At 43.4% G+C, this 21,771-nt stretch carries 19 protein-coding genes and 1 other annotated feature; of the genes, 17 read left to right on the top strand and 2 right to left on the bottom strand.

Annotation, left to right across the window (positions count from 1 at the left end; genetic code table 11):
* Positions 1-10: 10 nt before the first annotated feature.
* The 6 genes from GNE05_RS06050 (at position 11) to GNE05_RS06075 (ending at position 6,805) form a co-directional block, all read left to right on the top strand.
* Complete coding sequence (locus GNE05_RS06050) at positions 11-1,639, top strand: peptide-binding protein (protein WP_043021306.1); 1,629 nt, start codon at positions 11-13, stop codon at positions 1,637-1,639.
* Positions 1,640-1,714: 75 nt separating this feature from the next.
* Complete coding sequence (appB, locus tag GNE05_RS06055) at positions 1,715-2,665, top strand: oligopeptide ABC transporter permease AppB (RefSeq protein WP_043021305.1); 951 nt, start codon at positions 1,715-1,717, stop codon at positions 2,663-2,665.
* 14 nt (positions 2,666-2,679) lie between these two features.
* Entirely contained in the window at positions 2,680-3,591 is a 912-nt protein-coding gene (gene opp4C, locus GNE05_RS06060) for an oligopeptide ABC transporter permease (RefSeq protein WP_039062890.1), read from the top strand.
* Positions 3,592-3,756: 165 nt separating this feature from the next.
* Positions 3,757-4,509, top strand: coding sequence for a class I SAM-dependent methyltransferase (locus GNE05_RS06065; protein ID WP_044053099.1), 753 nt, complete (start codon positions 3,757-3,759; stop codon positions 4,507-4,509).
* Between the two features lie 192 nt (positions 4,510-4,701).
* The gene (locus tag GNE05_RS06070) at positions 4,702-5,994 is read left to right on the top strand and encodes an MFS transporter (RefSeq protein ID WP_043021303.1); all 1,293 of its coding nucleotides are present in this window, start codon (positions 4,702-4,704) and stop codon (positions 5,992-5,994) included.
* 58 nt (positions 5,995-6,052) lie between these two features.
* Positions 6,053-6,805 carry a YjbA family protein gene (locus GNE05_RS06075; protein WP_007409116.1) on the top strand — a complete coding sequence of 251 codons (753 nt, stop codon included), beginning with the start codon at positions 6,053-6,055 and terminating at the stop codon, positions 6,803-6,805.
* 32 nt (positions 6,806-6,837) lie between these two features.
* Here GNE05_RS06075 and trpS read toward each other — a convergent pair whose 3' ends face one another.
* Positions 6,838-7,830 (bottom strand): tryptophan--tRNA ligase, encoded by a 993-nt coding sequence (gene trpS / locus GNE05_RS06080; protein ID WP_014304785.1) that lies wholly within the window; start codon positions 7,828-7,830, stop codon positions 6,838-6,840.
* Positions 7,831-7,885: 55 nt separating this feature from the next.
* Positions 7,886-8,097 (bottom strand) — a binding site (T-box leader).
* Positions 8,098-8,573: 476 nt separating this feature from the next.
* Between trpS and GNE05_RS06085 the strand changes: the two genes are divergently transcribed.
* The 8 genes from GNE05_RS06085 (at position 8,574) to spx (ending at position 16,734) form a co-directional block, all read left to right on the top strand.
* A complete protein-coding gene (locus GNE05_RS06085; protein ID WP_025284554.1) occupies positions 8,574-10,208 on the top strand; it encodes a peptide ABC transporter substrate-binding protein in 1,635 nt (544 codons plus the stop codon).
* Between the two features lie 106 nt (positions 10,209-10,314).
* Positions 10,315-11,250, top strand: a complete 936-nt coding sequence (locus GNE05_RS06090) for an ABC transporter permease (RefSeq protein WP_014417417.1) — start codon at positions 10,315-10,317, stop codon at positions 11,248-11,250.
* 3 nt (positions 11,251-11,253) lie between these two features.
* Positions 11,254-12,171, top strand: a complete 918-nt coding sequence (oppC, locus tag GNE05_RS06095) for an oligopeptide ABC transporter permease OppC (RefSeq protein ID WP_007409113.1) — start codon at positions 11,254-11,256, stop codon at positions 12,169-12,171.
* 12 nt (positions 12,172-12,183) lie between these two features.
* The gene (locus tag GNE05_RS06100) at positions 12,184-13,260 is read left to right on the top strand and encodes an ABC transporter ATP-binding protein (RefSeq protein ID WP_003155039.1); all 1,077 of its coding nucleotides are present in this window, start codon (positions 12,184-12,186) and stop codon (positions 13,258-13,260) included.
* The gene (gene oppF, locus GNE05_RS06105) at positions 13,253-14,170 is read left to right on the top strand and encodes an oligopeptide ABC transporter ATP-binding protein OppF (RefSeq protein ID WP_017417453.1); all 918 of its coding nucleotides are present in this window, start codon (positions 13,253-13,255) and stop codon (positions 14,168-14,170) included. Before GNE05_RS06100 ends, oppF begins: the two co-directional genes overlap by 8 nt.
* Before the next feature lie 106 nt (positions 14,171-14,276).
* Positions 14,277-15,464 carry a putative glycoside hydrolase gene (locus tag GNE05_RS06110; protein WP_160182560.1) on the top strand — a complete coding sequence of 396 codons (1,188 nt, stop codon included), beginning with the start codon at positions 14,277-14,279 and terminating at the stop codon, positions 15,462-15,464.
* A gap of 117 nt (positions 15,465-15,581) precedes the next feature.
* Positions 15,582-16,160, top strand: coding sequence for a GNAT family N-acetyltransferase (locus tag GNE05_RS06115; protein ID WP_007409110.1), 579 nt, complete (start codon positions 15,582-15,584; stop codon positions 16,158-16,160).
* A 178-nt stretch (positions 16,161-16,338) separates the two neighbouring features.
* Positions 16,339-16,734, top strand: a complete 396-nt coding sequence (gene spx, locus GNE05_RS06120; RefSeq protein WP_003155034.1) for a transcriptional regulator Spx — start codon at positions 16,339-16,341, stop codon at positions 16,732-16,734.
* A gap of 57 nt (positions 16,735-16,791) precedes the next feature.
* Here spx and GNE05_RS06125 read toward each other — a convergent pair whose 3' ends face one another.
* Positions 16,792-17,448 carry a TerC family protein gene (locus GNE05_RS06125; protein ID WP_014417421.1) on the bottom strand — a complete coding sequence of 219 codons (657 nt, stop codon included), beginning with the start codon at positions 17,446-17,448 and terminating at the stop codon, positions 16,792-16,794.
* Positions 17,449-17,723: 275 nt separating this feature from the next.
* On the opposite strand from GNE05_RS06125, the gene mecA reads away from it, so the two are divergent.
* The 3 genes from mecA (at position 17,724) to pepF (ending at position 21,749) form a co-directional block, all read left to right on the top strand.
* A complete protein-coding gene (mecA, locus tag GNE05_RS06130) occupies positions 17,724-18,380 on the top strand; it encodes an adaptor protein MecA (RefSeq protein ID WP_003155032.1) in 657 nt (218 codons plus the stop codon).
* A gap of 151 nt (positions 18,381-18,531) precedes the next feature.
* The gene (locus GNE05_RS06135; protein WP_160182561.1) at positions 18,532-19,692 is read left to right on the top strand and encodes a competence protein CoiA family protein; all 1,161 of its coding nucleotides are present in this window, start codon (positions 18,532-18,534) and stop codon (positions 19,690-19,692) included.
* A gap of 227 nt (positions 19,693-19,919) precedes the next feature.
* Entirely contained in the window at positions 19,920-21,749 is a 1,830-nt protein-coding gene (gene pepF / locus GNE05_RS06140) for an oligoendopeptidase F (RefSeq protein WP_154817838.1), read from the top strand.
* The last annotated feature ends 22 nt before the right edge of the window (positions 21,750-21,771 follow it).

The following is a 21,771-nucleotide window of genomic DNA, read 5'->3' on the forward strand; positions in this document are numbered from 1 at the left end:
GGGAATTGATATGAAATTACGTAAAAGCGCACTGATGATGCTAAGTGTTTTTATGGCGTTTGCCATCTTCCTGTCAGCCTGCTCCGGCTCAAAATCCACAAGCACCGAATCCAAACCGGCAGGAAAACCGCAAAAAGGCGGAGATTTGGTTGTCGGGTCAATCGGGGAACCCACACTTTTTAACTCTCTGTATTCTACGGATGACGCAAGTACGGATATTGAAAATATGCTGTACAGCTTTTTAACGAAAACGGATGAAAAACTGAATGTGAAATTATCACTCGCTGAAAATATTAAAGAATTAGACGGCGGCCTAGCATATGATGTGAAAATTAAAAAAGGCGTTAAGTTTCATGACGGAAAAGAACTGACTGCAGATGACGTCGTATTTACGTACAGTGTCCCTTTAAGCAAAGATTACAAGGGAGAACGAGGATCAACATATGAAATGCTGAAATCCGTAGAGAAAAAAGGCGATTACGAAGTCTTGTTCAAGCTGAAATATAAAGACGGTAATTTTTACAATAATGCGTTAGACAGCACAGCCATTCTGCCGAAGCACATTCTCGGTAATGTTCCGATTGCTGATTTAGAAGAAAATGAGTTTAACAGAAAGAAACCGATCGGTTCAGGACCATTTAAGTTTAAAGAATGGAAGCAGGGCCAATATATTAAACTCGAAGCGAATAATGATTATTTTAAAGGAAGACCGTATTTAGATACTGTAACGTATAAAGTCATTCCCGACGCAAATGCTGCCGTTGCTCAGCTGCAGGCAGGCGATATTAATTTCTTTAATGTGCCCGCCACTGACTACAAAACGGCTGAAAAATTTAATAATCTGAAAGTCGTTACTGATTTGGCATTAAGTTACGTGTACATCGGGTGGAATGAAAAAAATGAATTATTTAAAGATAAAAAGGTCCGTCAGGCGCTGACAACCGCTCTTGACCGCGAGTCAATCGTCAGCCAAGTATTAGACGGAGACGGCAAGGTAGCCTACATTCCAGAATCCCCTTTATCTTGGAACTATCCTAAAGATATAGAAGTTCCGAAATTTGCGTACAACGAGAAAAAAGCGAAACAGATGCTTGCAGAAGCCGGCTGGAAAGATACAAACGGTGACGGCATCCTGGATAAAGACGGAAAGAAATTCTCGTTTACCCTTAAAACGAACCAAGGAAACAAAGTCCGTGAAGACATCGCTGTCGTCGTCCAGGAACAGCTGAAAAAAATCGGCATTGAAGTGAAGACCCAGATCGTTGAATGGAGCGCTCTCGTTGAACAAATGAACCCTCCGAATTGGGATTTTGATGCAATGGTCATGGGATGGAGTTTATCCACATTCCCGGATCAATATGACATCTTCCATTCAAGCCAGATTAAAAAGGGCTTAAACTACGTTTGGTATAAAAATGCCGAAGCGGATAAACTCATGAAAGATGCAAAATCAATCAGTGACAGAAAGCAATATTCCAAAGAATATGAGCAGATTTATCAAAAAATTGCGGAAGATCAGCCGTATACGTTCTTGTATTACCCTAACAACCATATGGCAATGCCGCAAAATCTTGAAGGATACAAATACCATCCGAAACGTGATTTATATAATATCGAAAAATGGTGGCTTGCAAAATAATTATCCCTTAAAGGGGAGGGAGAGCGTGTTCTCCCTCTTCTGTTTTTAATAAGGAAAGTAAAGGGGGACAAGTATATGGCTGCATATATTATCAGAAGAACCTTAATGTCTATCCCGATTTTATTGGGAATTACAATTTTATCATTTGTTATTATGAAAGCCGCGCCCGGAGATCCGATGACATTAATGATGGACCCGAAAATCAGCCAGGCTGACAGAGAGCAGTTTATTGAAAAATACGGTTTGAATGATCCTCAGTACGTTCAATATTTAAAGTGGCTCGGCAACATGGTGCAGGGCGATTTCGGAACGTCAATTGTCAGAAAAGGAACGCCTGTTTCAGAATTGATTATGGCCCGAATGCCCAATACGCTGCTGCTGATGCTCGTTTCAACGATTTTGGCTCTTATGATTTCTATTCCGTTTGGTGTCCTGTCGGCAAAGCGGCCTTATTCAAAGCTCGACTATGGCATTACGTTTACCTCATTTATAGGTCTGGCCATTCCAAACTTTTGGTTTGGATTAATTTTGATTATGATTTTATCAGTAAATCTCGGCTGGTTTCCGACCGGCGGTGTCGAGACGCTGAATTCCGATTTCAATATATTTGACCGGATTCATCATTTAATTCTGCCTGCATTCGTATTAGCTACAGCTGACATGGCCGGACTGACGAGATACACGAGATCCAATATGCTTGATGTATTAAATCAGGATTATATCCGTACAGCGAGAGCGAAAGGGTTCAAAGAGAACCGTGTATTATTTAAACACGGATTGAGAAATGCATTATTACCCGTCATTACAATTTTCGGTTTGATGATTCCCTCGTTTATCGGAGGATCTGTCGTTGTCGAACAAATTTTCACATGGCCGGGGTTAGGAAAGCTGTTTGTTGATTCAGCGTTTCAGCGTGATTATCCCGTCATTATGGCGATGACCGTCATTTCAGCTGTCCTTGTGGTCATCGGCAACCTTGTCGCTGATATTTTATACGCAGTGGTTGATCCGAGAATTGAATATTAAAAGGGGGGACATCGATGGCTGAGCTGAACACATCTCCGTCACCGGAGATCGGGCTGAAAGAAAATATTGCTGAGAAACCGGAAACCATGACAAAAATCTTTTGGGAAAAGTTTTCGAAAAATAAACTGGCGGTTGCAGGTGCTGTTATTCTGTTCGTGATTATTATGTCAGCGATTTTTGCGCCGGTGATTGCTCCTTATTCTCAAGAGCAGCAAAACCTGCTTGATAAATTTAAAGCGCCGGGTCTAGAACATTTGATGGGAACGGATAAATTCGGACGTGACATCTTCAGCCGGATTCTGTACGGCGCGCGAATCTCTTTACTAGTCGGATTTGCCTCTGTTGTCGGTTCTATTTTTATCGGGACGATTTTAGGAGCGGTAGCGGGCTATTTTAAAGGTTTCGCAGATGCTGTTATTATGCGGTTAGTGGATATTGTTCTTTCCATTCCTGATATTTTCTTATTGATTACGCTTGTTACAATCTTTAAGCCAGGCGTGGACAAATTAATTTTAATTTTCTGCCTGACAGGCTGGACGACAACCGCTCGTTTGGTCAGGGGAGAATTTTTATCCCTGCGATCGAGAGAATATGTATTAGCCGCTAAAACAATCGGAACAAAAACACATAAAATTATTTTTTCACATATCCTGCCCAATGCGCTGGGACCAATTATTGTGTCAGCCACTTTAAAAGTCGGATCGGTTATTCTGGCCGAATCGGCGCTGAGTTATCTCGGTTTCGGTATCCAGCCGCCGATCGCAAGCTGGGGCAATATGCTTCAGGATGCACAGAACTTTACGATTATGATTCAGGCTTGGTGGTACCCGTTATTTCCGGGATTGTTCATCCTTCTTACTGTATTGTGTTTCAACTTTGTCGGTGACGGGCTGCGTGATGCGCTTGATCCGAAAAATGTGAAATGATCCCTTTTGGACTCTACGTTAAGTGAAAATTATGCTAACTAGAGTCTTCTTTTGAATCAAAATAATCAGAAAAATAAATTTATTCATTGAAATAGACGAAGAACATAGTTATAATATAATTACAAAATAATACATATTTAATATAAAAAGGGAAGAGGGAACAGTTTGATTCATGACTCTAAGAATGCTATTTCAGATGAAGGCACTGAATTTTTTAATTCAGCTTATCAAGAAGTCTATTCAAATTTGCTTGCTAGAGATCTGGATGATGAAATTAACTTCATTAAGAATAGGATTTTAAAGCATTTTGAAAACCCTAAAATCATGGATTTTTGCTGCGGTCATGGAAGACATTTACTAAAGCTGTGGGAAGAAGGCTACAATATTCACGGATTAGATATTAATGAAAACTTCCTGAAACATATAAGTGATAAATCTAATGCTCATGTTCCCACTTTTTTAGCGGATGGGAGGTGTTTTGTACCAAAACATAGATATCATGTTGTCTTGAATATGGAAACATCTATTGTATATATGAGCGATAAAGAAAACAAAAAGATGCTGGAAACAATGTATTTATGCTTAGAAACTGGTGGTAAATTATTGTTGCATCTTGCAAATAGAGAGTATTTAATTAAACATTTTAACCCTATCATTTGGTTTGGTAATGATGAATCAGGTTATGCATTAGAGAAAAGAAGTCTTGATTTATTAAATGGCACACTGAAAATAAACCAAACAAGATTGATCAATAATAAAACAAGTCATCATGTTATAACAATGAGGTTATATACTGTTACTGAAATAAAAAACGCATTAGAACAAACGGGTTTTAACATTGAACATATTTACGGGGATTTTAATGGAAGTGAGTATACTATTGAATCTCCTAGTATATTGGTTATCTGTTCTAAGTGAAAACTTGAAAGGGGGTGAAAAAGTTGAAGAGAGGAATAAAAATTATTATTGAAGATTAATAATTTATGATTGCACAGAAAATGCGTGTTATTTTAATAGCACGCATTTTTCATGGGTAGAATAAGATCCCATATACTTAGACAGTGGGTGAATAATATATTTTAGAAAAAAAAGACGGAAAGGGTCAAATGAATGGTTCCTCTTTTTAAAAACACATCATTTATTACTTTTTGTCTGGCCCAGCTTCTGTCACGTTTCGGGGACGGGCTGACAACCATTGCAATTTTATATATCATCGGTACGGCTTCGCAAGACCCTTTGCTAATTGGATTTGTGCTTTTTTGTCAATACTCTCCGATGATTTTATTCGGCTTATTTGCTGGATCAATTGCAGATCGATTTAAAAAACATTTTGTTATGATTGGCGCTGATTTATATCGTGCCGTTATTTTAATTCTTATGGTTTTTACAGTACAGTATCCTTACGCACTGATCGTTTTGGTCTTTTTATCAGGGGTAGGCAGTGCTTTATTTTACCCTGCACGTTCATCTTTTGTACCGATTGTAGCAGGTGAGAAATATATTTCTGAAGCCATGGCTGTGTCACAAAGCATATATTCTATTATGCAGATTGCAGGACCGGGTTTTGCGGGAATCTTGTTGATGTTTTTATCACCATCATATCTCTTAGTCATAGACGCCGCTACCTATTTCTTTTCAGCTTTGTTCATCTCAGTAACAGTAGTGACATTAAAAAAACAGCAGTTAGCGAACACTGAGAATCCATCAGTTATAAAACCTATGAGCAGTTCCATTAAAGAAGGTGTTCAAGTCATTCTTAAAACTGCTCCGCTTTCCTTTTTAATCCTGCTATTGGCGCAAGTAATGTTTGCGGCTGGAATTTTCAATACGACTTCTAATTCATTGCTGCTACATATATTTCAAGTGCCTGGTTTTCATTTTGGAATGATTGAAGCAGTTGCTGGAATCGGTGCAGTCATAGGTGCAATGATGGGCCCTTTGCTTTTAAGATATTTGAAGCCTGGTTATTTGCTTTTAGTCACCACAGTTTTGATGGGAATATGGATGCTCACGGTGATTCCTTTAGAACGTGCAGAAGAATGGGCCGGTTTACTTCCGGTTTACCTATGGGTATTGGGAATAGGGTTGATGAACGCTTTTCTAAATGTACCAATAAGCAGTCTATTTCTAGGATTAACGCCTTCCGAATATAGAGGCCGTGCTATGGCAATGTTGCAGATGTCTTCAAATTTTGGTCTTGTAATGGGGATTCTAATTGCTGGTCTGCTATCAAAGTATTTTGGTGTCGTCCTCATCACAGCACTGTCGGGCGGATTGTTGGTGCTTGTTTCACTGTTTACTATTAAAATGAAAGGATACAAAGCCTTATTATCAATTGAAAAAAAGCCCAGCAATATGGCTCAATTGAGGACAAAGCGGAAATCTCATATTAAAATGGAATAATTTATCTACCCCTTGCCTATACTGTGGACAACAGTTTTTATAAAGTGAGGGGTCGAATATGTTATTTCTTCATGATGTATGGGTCAATTGGTTTGAAGGGGAAGAAAACGGCTACAATGTATGCCATTTTCACGAATGGCGGAAGGAAGACACGGTTGAGCTTTTGGATCAGACGCCGCTGCTCAGAGTGCCGTCGGTATTATTTCATTACATAGAAAACGACTTATCAGAGCTTCCGAAAGAGCTGCTTGACCAAGTCCACCAAAAGTCATATGTGCGAAAAAATCATGAGCGGACAAAGCTGGAGTATTGTTTTGTCGTGACAGACGGGATCGGCATCATTGCCGTGGATACGATCGGGTATACGATTCCGGTCAGAAAGAGCCGCCTGATTCCGAGACAGGAGCAGCTTGTTTATGAAATGGTAAAGGATGTAGAACCGGAATCGTTTCAATTTGAGCCGGCGCAATTGGAGTCTTCAAAGGAATATCACATTTTGTCATTGGCGCCGGAGCACGTCAGAGGGCTGACGAGAAAAGAGCGGCAGATCAAGCAGCTGATGTTTATGGCGCTCGACCAGCTGAAAGGGCTGAAAAACCGTGCGGAAATTGTATATTGGTACACGGAATGGAATCCGCATATGTATGAGCAGATCAAACGGATGAGCTTTGAAGAGATTTGGGACATGCTTTACAATGAAACAATTGAAGGCTGGTCAGATAAACATCTTGCGTTCTGTGAAAATTTGATTAAAGGGCAGCCGTTTTTCGAAAAGCTTTGGGAAATGGAGCAGGAATCAAAAGTGAACTAAAAAAGAGGCGGGGATTCTCCCGCCTCTTTTCTTTATCTTCTTTTCCGTCCGAGACCCATGGCGTTTTCCATTTTCTTCACCATTTTGCCGGCCGTTTTGTTTGCGCGCGCCGCTCCTTCGTCGAGAATGCGGTCAAGTTCGTCGCTCTCAATTAATTCACGGTAGCGCTCTTGGATCGGTGTCAATGCGCCGATAACGACTTCGGCTAAATCGCTTTTGAATTCACCGTACCCTTTGCCTTCATATTTAGCTTCTAATTCTTCAATTGATGTGTTTCCTAAAATAGAATAGATCGTCAAAAGATTAGAAACGCCCGGTTTGTTTTCTTTATCATACTTTACAATGCCTTCAGAATCAGTCACGGCGCTCTTGATTTTCTTCTCGAGCTGCTTCGGCTCATCAAGCAGCGTGATGAATGCCTTTTGGTTCGGATCTGATTTGCTCATTTTTTTGAGCGGATCAGCCAGTGACATGATGCGCGCGCCTGATTCAGGAATTTTCACCTCAGGAATCGTGAAGATGTCATTGTATTTTTTATTAAAGCGTTCCGCCAGGTTGCGGGTCAGTTCAAGATGCTGTTTTTGATCTTCTCCGACCGGAACAAGATCCGTTCCGTACAGTAAAATATCGCCAGCCATCAGCGGCGGATAGGTTAACAGTCCTGACACGACGGCTTCTTTGCCCTTTGACTTATCTTTAAATTGCGTCATCCGCTCAAGCTCGCCAATATATGCGACGCATTGGAGCATCCACCCCGCCTGGGCATGAGCGGGAACCTCCGACTGGATAAAGAGGGTCGCTTTCTCGGGATCAAGTCCGACGGCCAGGTAAAGAGCCGCGAGGTTGCGGATGTTCTTCCGCAGCTCAAGCCGATCCTGCGGAACCGTAATCGCATGCTGATCGACAATACAGAAGTAGCCGTTGTAGTCATGCTGCAAATCGACAAATTGCTTCATTGCGCCGATGTAGTTGCCGAGGGTAACGGAACCGCTCGGCTGAATGCCTGAAAAAATCGTTTTCTTCATATTTCTTACCTCATTTCTTAAAACATAATAAAAAAAGCCCATTCTTCCCGTAGAAAAAAGGGACGAATGAACCGTGGTGCCACCCTGATTATTCCATTACAATGGAATCGCTCGAGACGTTGGTAACGGAGGCTGCTCCGGCTGGGCCTACTAACGTTCGGTCAGCTGCTCAGAAGTCCATTCCACATCGCCCGTTACCTGCTCCCAGCACCGCAGACTCTCTTTAAACGGGTGAAAATGTGTACTACTCTTCATCATCGCAATCACAACAAATGTATTTGATTGATCTATTATAAATCAATTATAGCCAAATGTCATCAGAGGAATACAAGCTTATTTCCAGTTTGCTTAAGGGCTGGAAATCCTCAAAAAGAACTGAAAATGCTTAAATGATAACGCATATCAACATTTCGTATAACGAATATTATATGTAAAAAGCAATATGAACTGGAAATTGTGATAAAAAAATTTAGTTAGGTCATGCTTTAAACTATAGAAGTGTATCACCTTTTTGACAGAAAAACTGACCAAATTTAAATATTTTAAATTGAGAAAATAGTATTGCAATAAATTATTCATTTCATTATAATGAACTTGTTCACTCTATTGTTACAGCTTCTTTACATAAAATAATCAGAAAAGACGGAACACAATTAAAGTTTAGAAAAATATTAAGTTATTTTGTCTGATATTTCTGAGTATTTAGTAGTAAAGGCTGAAAAATTTGATTAGGGGGTTAGTGCATGAAAAAGCGTTGGTCTATTGTAGGTTTGATGCTTATCTTCTCGCTTGTATTAAGTGCGTGCGGCGGATTCAGCGGCGGATCAGGCGGCGGTAAAAAAGACACCAAAGGACAGACTTCACTTAATATCAATATTAAAACCGAGCCGTTCTCACTGCATCCGGGTTTAGCGAATGATTCCGTTTCAGGAGGCGTAATCCGCCAGACTTTTGAAGGATTGACACGCGTAAACTCCAAAGGTGAGCCTGAAGAAGGAATGGCATCTAAAATTGAAACAAGCAAAGACGGAAAGACCTATACATTTACGATTCGTGACGGTGCGAAATGGTCTAACGGCGACCCTGTGACGGCGCAGGATTTTGAATATGCGTGGAAATGGGCGCTTGACCCGAACAACGAATCACAATACGCTTATCAGCTCTACTACATTAAAGGCGCTGAAGCTGCCAATACAGGAAAAGGCAAGATTGATGATGTAGGCGTAAAAGCCGTAAATGACAAAACATTAAAGGTTGAACTGAATAACCCGACACCTTATTTCACGCAATTAACTTCATTCTATACGTATATGCCGATCAACAAGAAAATCGCGGAAAAACATAAAAACTGGAACACAAACGCGGGCGAAAATTATGTGTCAAACGGCCCGTTCAAAATGACGGCCTGGAAACACAGCGGTTCCATCACGCTCGAAAAGAACGATCAATATTGGGATAAAGACGCTGTGAAATTGAAGAAAATCAACATGGTGATGATTAACAATAACAACACCGAACTGAAAAAATTCCAGGCCGGTGAGCTTGACTGGGCAGGAATGCCGCTCGGCCAGCTTCCGACTGAATCATTGCCGACATTGAAAAAAGACGGATCTCTTCACGTTGAACCGATCGCAGGCGTGTATTGGTACAAATTCAACACAGAAGAGAAACCGCTGAACAATGTCAACATCCGTAAAGCCCTTGCTTATGCGATCGACCGCTCGTCCATCGTAAAAAATGTAACGCAGGGCGAACAGATCCCGGCCATGGCTGCGGTGCCGCCGTCAATGAAGGGATTCAAGGATAACACAAAAGGTTATTTCAAAGACAATGACGTCAAATCAGCTAAAGAATTCTTAAATAAAGGACTGAAGGAATTAGGCGTCAAGAATGCCTCTGACCTTCCGGCGATCAAACTGTCCTACAATACGGATGACGCGCATGCGAAAATCGCGCAGGCCGTACAGGAAATGTGGAAAAAGAACTTAGGCGTCAAAGTTGAGCTTGATAACTCCGAATGGAATGTTTACATCGACAAGCTGCACAGCCAGAACTACCAAATCGGGCGTATGGGCTGGCTCGGCGATTTCAACGATCCGATCAACTTCCTTGAATTGTTCCGTGATAAAGAAGGCGGAAACAATGATACCGGATGGGAAGATCCTGAGTTTAAAAAGCTGCTGAACCAATCTCAGCTTGAAACGGATCCGGATAAACGTATCGAAGAGCTGAAAAAAGCAGAAAAGATCTTTATTGACGCAATGCCGGTCGCGCCAGTTTATTTCTATACGGATCCTTGGGTGCAGGATAAAAACCTCAAAAATGTAATCTTGACCGGGACAGGCGAAGTTTACTTCAGAAACGCTTCTTTTGAATAAAAGACGGTTCTGAAAACAAAAGACCCAAGGTATATGGGGAGGATGTCCCCATATACCTTTCTTACTGATTACGTATAAAATTGTAAAAAACATGGAGGTGTTCACCTTGCTGAAATATATCGGTAAACGATTCATTTACATGATCATCACATTGTTTGTGATTGTGACCGCCACATTCTTCTTAATGCAGGCAGCGCCGGGCGGACCATTTTCCGGCGAAAGAAAGCTGCCGCCTGAAATTGAGGCAAACTTAAACGAACACTATGGCCTGGACAAGCCTCTTTTCGTTCAATATGCCAGCTACTTAAAATCTGTGGCGATGTGGGACTTCGGACCTTCTTTTAAATATAAAGGCCAAAGTGTTAATGATTTAATCAATTCAGGCTTCCCCGTCTCATTCACTCTCGGTGCAGAAGCTATTCTCCTCGCTTTAGCGTTCGGTGTGCTTTTCGGGGTGCTTGCTGCCCTGTACCATAATAAATGGCAGGATTATACCATTGCGATTTTAACGATCTTTGGGATCTCAGTTCCGAGCTTTATATTGGCGACGATTTTGCAATATATTTTCTCAATTAAATTAGAACTGTTCCCGGTCGCAGGGTGGGAATCCTGGGCATACACCTTTCTGCCCTCTATTGCGCTCGCTTCCATGCCGATGGCGTTCATTGCCAGACTCTCCCGTTCAAGCATGATTGAAGTGTTAAACAGCGATTACATACGGACTGCAAAAGCTAAAGGACTTTCCCGTCCGTCAGTCACCGTGCGCCATGCGCTTCGAAACGCGCTTTTGCCGGTCGTGACATATATGGGGCCGATGGCGGCATCCATTTTAACGGGAAGTTTCATCATTGAATCCATTTTCGGAATTCCCGGTTTAGGCGCGCATTTTGTAAACAGCATTACAAACCGTGATTATACGGTCATTATGGGAGTTACCGTGTTCTTCAGCGTGCTCCTGCTTTTATGCGTATTAATTGTAGACGTGCTGTACGGATTAATCGATCCGAGAATCAAGCTTTCCAAAGCAAAGAAAGGAGCCTAGACCATGCAGAACATTCCTAAAAATATGTTTGAACCAGCTTCAGCTAATGCCGGCGATGCCGAAAAAATAAATAAAAAAAGCCTTTCCCTCTGGAAAGACGCCATGCTCCGCTTCCGCAGCAATAAGCTTGCGATGGTCGGGTTCGTACTGATCGTTCTTATTATTCTGATGGCGATTTTTGCGCCTGTCTTTTCAAGGTATGATTATGCGACTACCAATCTATTAAATGCGGATAAAGCGCCGTCGAAAGATCATTGGTTCGGCACGGATGACCTTGGAAGGGATATATTCGTCCGGACATGGGTGGGCGCGCGGATTTCCATCTTTATCGGTGTCGCAGCTGCCGTGCTTGATTTATTAATCGGCGTAATCTGGGGCAGCATTTCCGGATTCCGCGGCGGACGCACAGATGAAGTGATGATGCGCATCGCCGACATTCTGTGGGCTGTTCCTTCATTATTAATGGTTATTTTGCTGATGGTTGTCCTGCCGAAAGGATTGCTCACCATTATCGTCGCCATGACAATCACGGGCTGGATCAATATGGCGAGAATCGTCCGCGGACAGGTGCTGCAATTAAAGAATCAGGAGTATGTGCTTGCTTCACAGACACTCGGCGCCAAAACCGGCCGGCTTTTGTTTAAGCATATCGTCCCGAACGCGATGGGCTCTATCCTCGTAACGATGACACTGACGGTTCCGACGGCGATTTTTACAGAAGCGTTTTTAAGTTATTTGGGCCTCGGCGTACCTGCGCCGCTTGCGAGCTGGGGAACGATGGCCTCAGACGGATTGCCTGCATTAACCTATTACCCTTGGCGTCTGTTCTTCCCTGCCGGCTTTATCTGCCTGGCGATGTTCGGCTTTAACGTTGTCGGCGATGGGTTAAGAGACGCGCTGGATCCTAAGTTACGCAAATAAGGAGTGATATGAGTGACACGCTTGCTAGAAGTAAAAGACTTAGCCATTTCATTTAAAACATACGGCGGAGAGGTACAGGCAATCCGCGGCGTGAATTTCCATTTGAATAAAGGAGAGACGCTTGCGATCGTGGGGGAGTCGGGTTCCGGAAAAAGTGTGACCTCCCAAGCGATTATGAAGCTGATCCCGATGCCGCCGGGCTACTTTAAAAGAGGACAGATTCTTTTTGACGGACGCGATATCGTGCCGATGTCTGAAAAAGAAATGCAGGCCATCAGAGGAAAGGACATCGGAATGATTTTCCAAGACCCGATGACCTCTCTGAACCCGACGATGAGAGTCGGCAAACAAATTACGGAAGTGCTTTTCAAACATGAAAAAATCTCAAGTGAAGCGGCGAAAAAGCGCGCCATAGAGCTGCTTGATCTCGTCGGGATTCCGATGCCCGAAAAACGGATCGGCCAATTCCCCCATGAATTTTCAGGCGGGATGAGACAGCGTGTCGTCATCGCGATGGCGCTTGCGGCAAATCCGAAACTGTTAATTGCCGATGAACCGACAACAGCGCTTGATGTGACGATTCAGGCACAGATCCTTGAGCTGATGAAAGATCTGCAAAAGAAAATTGATACGTCTATCATTTTTATCACGCATGATCTTGGCGTTGTCGCCAATGTCGCCGACCGGGTCGCCGTCATGTACGCAGGTCAGGTCGTCGAATCGGGCACGGTGGATGAAATCTTTTATGATCCGCGCCATCCGTATACGTGGGGGCTGCTTGCCTCAATGCCCAGCCTGGACAGCACCGATCAGGAAAAACTGACGGCCATCCCGGGCACGCCGCCTGATCTGACGAATCCTCCGAAAGGGGATGCATTTGCGCTCCGCAGCTCATATGCGATGAAAATTGACTTTGAACAGGAACCGCCGATGTATAAAGTGTCTGATACGCATTTTGTGAAATCGTGGCTTCTGCATCCTGATGCGCCTAAGGTCGAGCCCCCTGAAGCGGTGAAGGCTAAAATCCGTCAGCTTCCGAATACGTATCAGCATCCTGTTTTAATGAAGGAAGGTGAAAAAAATGACTGAGAAACTTCTCGAAATCAAACACTTAAAACAGCATTTTTTCACGCAGAAAGGAACGGTAAAAGCCGTAGATGATTTGTCATTTGATATTTATAAAGGCGAAACGCTCGGCCTTGTCGGAGAATCAGGCTGCGGTAAATCAACGACGGGCCGCAGCATTATCCGGCTGTATGAGGCAACCGGCGGGGAAGTTCTCTTTAACGGGGAAAATGTCCACGGGAAAAAATCCCGCAAGAAGCTGCTGGAGTTTAACCGGAAAATGCAGATGATTTTCCAGGATCCGTACGCATCTTTAAATCCGAGAATGACAGTCGCCGACATTATTGCCGAGGGAATAGATATTCACCGCCTGGCAAAAACGAAAAAAGAGCGGATGCAGCGGGTTCACGAACTGCTGGAAACGGTCGGTTTAAATAAAGAGCACGCCAACCGCTACCCGCATGAATTTTCGGGCGGACAGCGCCAGCGTATCGGAATCGCCAGAGCGCTGGCGGTTGATCCGGAGTTTATCATCGCGGACGAACCGATTTCGGCGCTTGACGTCTCCATTCAGGCGCAAGTCGTCAATTTAATGAAAGAATTGCAGAAAGAAAAAGGGCTCACTTACCTGTTTATCGCCCATGATTTATCAATGGTCAAATACATCAGCGACCGCATTGGCGTCATGTATTTCGGAAAATTGGTGGAGCTTGCGCCGGCGGATGAGCTTTACGAAAACCCGCTTCACCCATATACGAAATCATTGCTGTCCGCTATCCCGCTCCCTGATCCGGACTATGAAAGAAATCGCATGCGAAAGAAATACGATCCGGCAGTTCACCAGCTCCAAGAAGGAGAAAAAATGGAATTTAGAGAAGTGAAACCGGGACATTTTGTCATGTGCACTGAAGCTGAATTTAAAACCTACCTATAAAAGTATCATCCTCCAAGACTCAGTCTTGGAGGATTTTTTTGCGCACATTCAAGTTTATTAAGCCTGCTCCCGTTTTTCTATAATGGAAAAAAAGGGGGAGATCAGTATGAAAACCATTTTGTGCGCCATTTGTGCGGGACTGTTTATCAGTGCAGCCGCTTATCCGGCCCACGCCGCTGTGAAAGAGGAGCAGCCGCTTGTAAAAATAGCGCTGGCTGAAAAAGAACTGCCGAAATCAAATGCACGGTTCGCTTATCCGTCAGGGCTGCATTTTACACATCCTGATAAGGTGCGGGGCATTTACGTCACAGGGCATTCGGCGGGAGGAAGCAAATTCGGGGAGCTGACAGACTTTGTGGACAAAACGGAGCTCAATACAATGGTGATTGATGTCAAGGACGACAACGGAAACCTCACCTTTAAGCCGGACGGCCATTCTGAGTATGCCAAAATCGCCAAGCCATACATCAAAGACCCAAAAAAGATGATGAAAAAGCTGGAGGAAAAAAAGATCTATCCGATCGCGCGTATTGTCGTATTTAAAGACAGCGAACTCGCGAACGAAAAGCCGGAGTGGTCCTTTAAAGAAAAAAACGGAAGTGTCTGGAAAAACGGCCGCGGCGAATCGTTCGTTAATCCGTTTATGAAAGAAGTATGGGATTACAATGTAAAGATTGCAAAACAAGCCGTAAAGATGGGGTTTCAAGAAATTCAGTTTGATTATGTCCGTTTTCCTGAAGGATTTGAAAAACGTGATGACGAACTGACATACGGACACGGAGATTACGGGAAAACAGCAGACAGCAATGTGCAAAAACGCGTTCACGCCGTCACCGATTTTGTCGGTTATGCGAAGAAAAAACTCAAGCCGTACGGCGCGGATGTGTCGGTTGATATTTTCGGCTATTCTGCCACGCTGCCGGAAGCGCCGGGGATCGGCCAGAATTTCAGCAAGATTTCAGAACAGGTCGATGTCATTTCATCCATGATTTATCCGAGCCATTGGACAAGCTATTTCGGCATTGATAAACCGGATCTTGAGCCTTACAATGTCGTCAAAGAATACGCGAAGGTGGAAAATAAAAAACTGTCTAAGCTGAAACACCCGCCTGTATCGCGCCCGTGGCTTCAGGATTTCACGGCATCATATCTCGGCAGCGGAAATTATCAAAAGTACGGAAAACGCCAGGTGGAAGACCAGGTTAAAGCGCTGCATGATGAAGGAATTGACGAATTTTTATTGTGGGACGCGGCAAACCGCTATACCAAAAACGTCGATTACACACCATTTTAAAAAAATTGAAACCATGTTAAAGGATCACACGTCTTAATAGATGTAAGATTGTTTAAACAATCGGAAATGGGGTATATCTAAAAGTGTGAAGACAACGAACCCATAAGGAGCAAATGAATGAACTGGTACGAAAAGCTGAGTGAATATTTTCCGATTGAAGAAATGAAATCAAAAGCGCATATGGAAGCTCTGTTAAAGGAGCAAAGCGATGTTTATCATAAAGAAGAGGGGCAGTACCACGTGCTGATGTATGCGGAATTTGACTCTTTCATCTTTATTGATTACCTGTTTGTGTCAAAGAAATCCAGAGGACAAGGCCTCGGAAGCAAGCTGATCGGCAGGCTGAAAAAGAAAAACAAGCCGATTCTGCTTGAGGTGGAGCCTGTTGACGAGGATGACACGGATACACAGAAACGCTTGCGTTTTTATCAAAGAGAGCATTTCAAGCACGCGCAGTCAATCGGGTATCGGCGCCGGTCATTGGCTACGAATGAAGTGAACAAAATGGAGATTCTGTACTGGTCACCTAAGACGGAATCAGAAGAAGAAATGTTTGAAGCGATGAAACAGACATATGAAAACATTCACACTTATAAAGATGAAAAATGGTACGGAGAATCATACGAAAAAACGGATGAAGTTCTCAAAGTCATTGATGAGAAAAAACGAAAAAACATTTTCGATCAGCTGAGCTAATTGAGAATGGGGAAAAATCCGCCAGCCGTAAATTTGCCGGATTGACACATTTTTTTCTCAGGAGACTGTTCACACTTACTTTTTTATAGTATAATACCTATAAAGATTCCTTTTTTAAAGTCATTTCAATTTGAGAATACAAACATGTTCATCCTACTAATTAGAGGAGTGAAGATTAATGGTTACATTATACACATCACCTAGCTGTACGTCATGCAGAAAAGCAAGAGCTTGGCTTGAAGAGCACGAGATTCCGTTTGTAGAGAGAAACATTTTCTCCGAGCCGTTATCAATTGATGAGATCAAGCAGATTCTGCGTATGACTGAAGACGGTACGGATGAAATTATCTCTACCCGTTCTAAAGTATTCCAGAAACTGAACGTAAATGTTGAATCTATGCCGCTTCAAGACTTATATACTTTGATCAATGAGCATCCGGGACTGCTCCGCCGTCCGATCATCATTGATGAAAAACGTCTGCAAGTCGGCTATAACGAAGATGAAATCAGACGATTCCTGCCAAGAAAAGTGCGTTCTTTCCAATTAAGAGAAGCACAGCGTCTTGCCAACTGATATAAGCTTACGATAAGCATGGAAAAAGCCCAAAACCATCGCGGTTTGGGCTTTTTGTTATTTTTCAGTCTGCTGGTAAATCATACTGGCGAGGATAACAAAAACGACGGTCAAAATCGGCAGCATCATTTGTATAATGCCGTGTTCTGCCATGAAAAATGACAGCTTGCTGTCTCCGGCAATCATTTCACCGCCGGTAAATGCGAGAAGACCGCTCCCGGCGTACATCAATAAAGGCATTTTGTCCATGGCGGCATGAACGAGCTTGCTGCCCCAAATGATAATCGGCACCGAGATGAAGAGGCCGATCACTACAAGTGTCAGCTCACCGTGAGAAGCGCCGGCTACTGCGATGACATTGTCAAGCGACATAAAGATATCAGCCAGAACGATTGTGCGGATGGCTTTCCAAAGAGAAGAACTGCTTTTCACATGCTGCGCATCTTTCTTCTCAATCAGAAGCTGATAGCCGAGATACAATAAAAATACCCCGCCTGCGCATTGTAAAAAAGGAACATTCAATAAATAGACCGCAGCGCTCGTCAGAACGATTCTCAAGACGACCGCGATAAACGTTCCGAAGATGATCGCTTGCTGTCTTTGTTTATGAGCCAGATTCCGGCTGGCCATCGCGATGACGACGGCATTGTCACCGCCGAGAATAAGGTCAATCCCGATAATAAGCAGAAGGGACAGCAGGTAATCGTGCGGCATGATAACACCTCGCTTATAGATCGATTGCTTGTACAGCTAATATATGAAGCAGTGTGCTATTTATGATGGGAACCGGGAGAAAGCCTGTTTTTCGGTGTGAAAATGCTTTTTTATTTCTTTTATAACTGTTTTATCATAAAATAGAAATATAAAGAATTTGCGCTGTCCTCTATAAGGTTAAGATGTGGACGGAATGGGTAAAGTGTAGTAAAGTACTATTCATCGGGAGCTTAGATGTCCCTTCAACATCTTATAAAGAAGGGAAGGTTGGCAAAATGGAAATAGAAAGAATTAATGAGCATACTGTAAAATTTTATATGTCTTATGGTGATATTGAAGATCGCGGTTTTGACAGAGAAGAAATCTGGTACAATCGCGAGCGCAGTGAAGAACTGTTCTGGGAAGTCATGGATGAAGTGCATGATGAAGAAGAATTCGCTGTCGAGGGTCCTCTTTGGATTCAGGTTCAGGCATTGGACAAAGGACTGGAAATAATCGTAACAAAAGCCCAGCTTTCCAAGGACGGACAAAAACTCGAACTGCCGATCCCGGAAGATAAAAAACAAGAGCCGGCAGATGAAAATCTCGATGCTTTACTTGATGATTTCCAGAAAGAAGAGCAGGCCGAGAGCCGGGAAGATAAGGAGCAAAAGCTTCAGTTCACTTTGCGGTTCGATGATTTTGAGGATCTCATCTCGCTATCAAAATTGAATCTTAACGGAATCAAAACGACCCTGTATTCGTTTGAAGACCGATATTATTTATATGCAGATTTTTATGAGCAAACTGATGAAGAGGTTGAAAATCAGCTAAGCATCCTGTTGGAGTACGCGCACGAATCATCAGTCAGCATTCACCGTCTTGAAGAATACGGCAAATTGGTGATCGCTGATCATGCGTTATATACAATAAAAAAACACTTTGCATCATAACAAACCGATTTCTCTCAGCAGAAATCGGTTTTTTTTGTTCTGAATGACACGATGAACGGCTGAAAACCGTATAACGGGCTCTCATCCGCAAACAGGATTATGCCTTCTTCCTGCTGAATACAACAAGATTCAGGAAAGGAGAAGATGCAACATGTTCAGTGCTGTGACTGCCGACGGACGGCTCATTCAGCTGGCCGGAAGCTATTCAAAGGAAAAAGCGGCGGAGCTGAGAAAGAAAAGCTGGTTCTGCCCTGTTTGCAAAAGTGAGCTTGATATCAAACTGGGACGGGAGAAACTGCCGCACTTCGCTCATAAAAAAAGCAGGCTGTGTCCGGGGGAATCCGAACCCGAAAGCGAATACCATCTGGAAGGAAAAAGGCAGCTTTTTCTCTGGCTAAAGACACAAGGGTGCAGTGTCAGCCTGGAACCGTATCTGACTTCCGCTGGACAGCGGCCTGACTTGACGGCAGTAAGCGGAGAAGAGAGGCTGGCTTTTGAATTTCAATGTGCGAACCTTTCGGCGGACTCTTTAAAGAGCCGGACGGCAGGCCTGAAAAATGCCGGTTACCGGCCGGTCTGGATCATCGGGGCAAAACGGTTAAAACGGATGGCCACGCAATTTTTCCGGCTTTCTGCTTTTCACTGGCAGTTCTTTGAAGTCCATTCATTTTCCTCCTTACTGTTTTACTGCCCCGACGCCCGCTCCTTTTACAGGCTGCATTCCATCACTCCGTTTTACACCGGCTATTCTTATGCCGGCTTAACCGCAATCCCTCTTCACAAAGCAAACCTGAAAGACATTTGTCATCCGGAAGGGCGGCACAGCGTCAGACTTCCCTCGTGGGGACGTGCCGTAGCCGGCTTCCGCAACAAAAGCGGGCGGTTTTTATCTGAAGATGCCGGTCTTATCCGGCGTCTTTTTTACGAAAGACATCAGGTTGCATTTCCATTTCTCCCATCTGAAGTGTTTATTCCCGTTTCAGCGGGCTTTGTTTTTGCAAGTCCCGTTTTTGTGTGGCAGGGCCATTTATACTTACGGATTGCGGAACTTTCTAAAAAAGGCGCGTCAATCCGATTATCCGGCATGGTTCATGATTTACGGCAAAAAATCAGGCGTAAGGAGATCCGGATGAGGTATGGTTCACAAGATAGCCTTATCGGAATGGCGGTAAAACAATATGCTGATTTCTTATGCTTGCAGGATTTTTTAAGGGAAATTGAGAATGAAGTATATATGCCCTCATCTCAATGGAAGCGCCCTCAAACGGCAGAAGAGCTGCGCCGGCGGGATCTGCTCTTTTTTGGGGAATGAGAATGCTTCATTTCGTTCACCCTAACGTCAAGGTGGTGGCGAATGTGAGGGGCGTACAAGCATTTTGTTTTCGTTTTTTCACTGTATTATTGGTATGCTCGGTCTTATATGCCGCATATGATTTGACAAAAGGCAGTGAAAAGCCGGAAGATAATCACAACACAAGTTTTTGGAGAAACAATCGTTTTTTCAATTGGCTTGAAGTAAAGAAAACGAGGGGGATCACCATGACTAAGGAAAATAAAGCAGCACAGCTGCCTGACAGAAGTGAAGTAAAGGCAGAGCATACATGGAGACTAGAGGATATTTTTCCTAGTGATGAGGCCTGGAATAAAGAATTTCAAGCAGTTAAAGAATTAATCCCGAATTTATCTTCTTTTAAAGGCACACTTGCTCATTCGGCTGATAATTTATACGCGGCGCTTACGGCACAGGATGAAGTGACGAACCGCCTTGGGAAACTTTATGCATACGCGCATATGCGCTCAGACCAGGATACGGGAAATTCTTTCTACCAAGGGCTGAACGACAAAGCCGCAAGCCTGTATTCTCAGGCTGCAAGCGCGACTGCTTACATTGAACCGGAAATTCTGGCGATTCAGGAGGACAAGCTGCACCAGTTTATTCTCGAAAAAGAAGAGCTTAAGCTTTACTCCCATGCAATTGAAGAAATTACAAAACAGCGTCCGCACGTGCTGAGCGAACAAGAAGAGGCCCTGCTTGCGGAAGCCTCAGAAGCGCTGTCGTCGCCTTCCAATACATTCAGCGTTTTAAATAACGCCGATATTACATTTCCGTCGATTAAAGATGAAAACGGCAAGGAAACTCAAATCACCCACGGCAACTTTATTAATTTCCTGGAAAGCAGCAATCGTGAAGTCCGCAAAAACGCATTTGAAGCCGTATATAAAACATACGGACAGTATAAAAACACGATGGCGACTACACTCAGCGGCACTGTGAAAAAAGATAATTTTTACGCCCGTGTGAAAAAATATAAATCAGCACGGGAAGCGGCTTTATCCAATAACAGCATCCCTGAAGAAGTTTACGATAACCTGATTAAAACGATCAATAAACATCTTCCGTTATTACACCGTTACATTGACCTGCGGAAAAAGGTGCTCGGCCTTGATGAAGTCCATATTTATGACCTGTACACACCGCTCGTAAAAGATTCGGGAATGAAGGTCACATATGAGGAAGCGAAAGATTATATGCTCAAAGGACTTGCTCCGCTGGGCGAGGAATACGCGTCTATTTTAAAAGAAGGACTTGAAAACCGCTGGGTCGATGTATACGAAAACAAAGGAAAACGCAGCGGTGCTTATTCGTCCGGTACATACGGCACGAATCCGTACATCTTGATGAACTGGCATGATAATGTCAATAATCTGTTTACGCTCGTTCACGAGTTCGGCCATTCCGTGCACAGCTACTATACGAGAAAATATCAGCCGTATCCATACGGTAACTACAGCATTTTTGTCGCTGAAGTCGCTTCAACGACTAATGAAGCGCTGCTCGGTGAATATATGCTGAACAGCTTAAAGGATGAAAAACAGCGTCTGTACCTGCTCAACCATATGCTTGAAGGATTCAGAGGCACAGTGTTCAGACAGACGATGTTCGCTGAATTTGAGCATCTGATTCATACGAAAGCGCAGGAAGGCGAGCCGCTGACGCCTGAACTGCTGAACGAACTTTATTATGATCTGAATAAAAAGTATTTCGGTGACAACATGGTGATTGATAAAGAAATCAGTCTGGAATGGTCAAGAATTCCGCACTTCTATTACAATTATTATGTGTATCAATATGCGACAGGCTACAGTGCGGCCCAAGCGCTGAGCAGCCAGATCTTAAAAGAAGGCCAGCCTGCGGTGGAGCGCTATACCGAATTCTTAAAAGCGGGAAGCTCGGAATATCCGATTGACATACTGAAAAAAGCGGGAGTCGATATGACATCGCCTGAACCGATCGAGGCGGCCTGCAAAATGTTTGAAGAGAAACTGAATGAAATGGAAGAACTTCTTTCGAAAGTGAACCCTTCGTAATTCAAAAAAGCCTGTGCATAAG

The sequence above is a fragment of the Bacillus sp. AM1(2019) genome, from assembly GCF_009906915.1.
Classification (GTDB): domain Bacteria; phylum Bacillota; class Bacilli; order Bacillales; family Bacillaceae; genus Bacillus; species Bacillus velezensis.